This window comes from Streptomyces sp. LS1784, assembly GCF_020103755.1.
Classification (GTDB): Bacteria; Actinomycetota; Actinomycetes; order Streptomycetales; family Streptomycetaceae; genus Kitasatospora.
This window is the reverse complement of sequence record NZ_JAHSQD010001061.1, coordinates 1-1,298: the sequence shown is the minus strand read 5'-3', so window position 1 is coordinate 1,298 and position 1,298 is coordinate 1. Positions and strand designations below refer to the sequence as shown.

The window sequence follows — 1,298 nt, the reverse complement described above, 5'->3', positions numbered from 1 at the left end:
CGTCGGGGCCCTGGTCCGTGGCGAGTTCGGCCCGCAGGGCGTCGAGCACCCCGGCCGGCAGGTGCCAGCGGCGGCGGGCGAGGACGACGTGCCGGTGGCGCAGGCGCGGAGTGCGCAGCACCTTGCCGCCGGGCGCGGCGAGGGTGGTGCGCGGCAGCAGCGGCCGGAAGTCGACGACCCCGTTGGGGTGGTCGGCGAGCAGCGGGCCGAGCCGCCGGGGCAGCATGACCGGCGCGAGGAAGCCCAGGTAGAGGACATCGAGCAGTTCGCCGCTGCTCCTCAGCCGCAGCCGGAGCTGGTCGCCGACCGGGTCGTGCACGAGGTCGAGGTCGGCCTCGGCGAGGCTGGTCCACCGCCGGTCGGGGCCGATCTCGTCGGCGAGCAGCCGCGGGTGCAGGTTGGCGTTGAAGCCGCCGACCGGCCGGACCTGGGCGGCGCGGGCGCCGTCCCCGAGGCCGGACCGGAGCTGCCGGGCGACCTCGGCGGCGGCCCGCGGGTCCAGGCCGTCGAGGAAGCGGCTGGTGAAGCGCCCCCAGCCGCCGTAGACGTGGTTGACGCACAACAGGCCGTCCGCGGGCTCGCGCTGGACGAACCAGGAGTAACTGAGTGGCCGGGCCGCGGTCCAGTGGGGCAGCCGGGCGGCCAGGGCGCCGACCTGCTCGGCGGGGAGCACGAGTTCGCCATCCACGTCCGGCAGGTGGGCGAACTCCTCACGCAGTACCGCCAGTTCGTCCGGCAGCGCCGGCTGCGCCCAGGCATCCGCCGCCTCGGCGCCGAAGTCCCAGGGCGCGTCGCACACCCCGCCGACGCCGTAGCGGGCGACGAAGCGGTCCCGGGCCGCCCGGCGCATCAGGTGTCCGTGGTCGAACAGCTCGGCCAGCGCGGTGAGTTCGGCGAGCGCCGCACGGTCGGCCGCGCCCGGCCGCAGGTGCGGCGGCACCGGCGCGTGGACGTCCTCGCTGAGGATGCTGAGCGGTGCGGCCTCGTCCGGCACCGGCCGTCCGGCGTCGGCCAGCAGCCGGCGCCAGTCCGCACCGAGGGCGGCCAGCAGCGCGGGGCGGCGTTCGCCCGGGGTCCTGGACAACTCGCCGGTTGCCAGATCGAGTTGTTCGATCCGACGGGCCAGCTCGGCGTCCTCCGGCCACTGTCGCAGCCAGTCGGCCAGGCTCCGGAGCGGCTGCGGGTCCTGCGGGTCGACCGGCTCGGCGGGCACCAGCAGCCGGGCCGTCAGGAGCCGGCCCACGAAGCGGTGCGCGGCCGGGTCGTCGCCCGGGCGCCCGAGGGCCTCGGCGAGCCGG

General features: G+C 77.3%; 1 protein-coding gene. It reads right to left on the bottom strand.

All coding sequences use genetic code 11. The features are described from left to right. The coding region (locus KS423_RS45610; protein ID WP_224285532.1) for a lantibiotic dehydratase at positions 1–1,298 on the bottom strand (1,298 nt) is incomplete at both ends.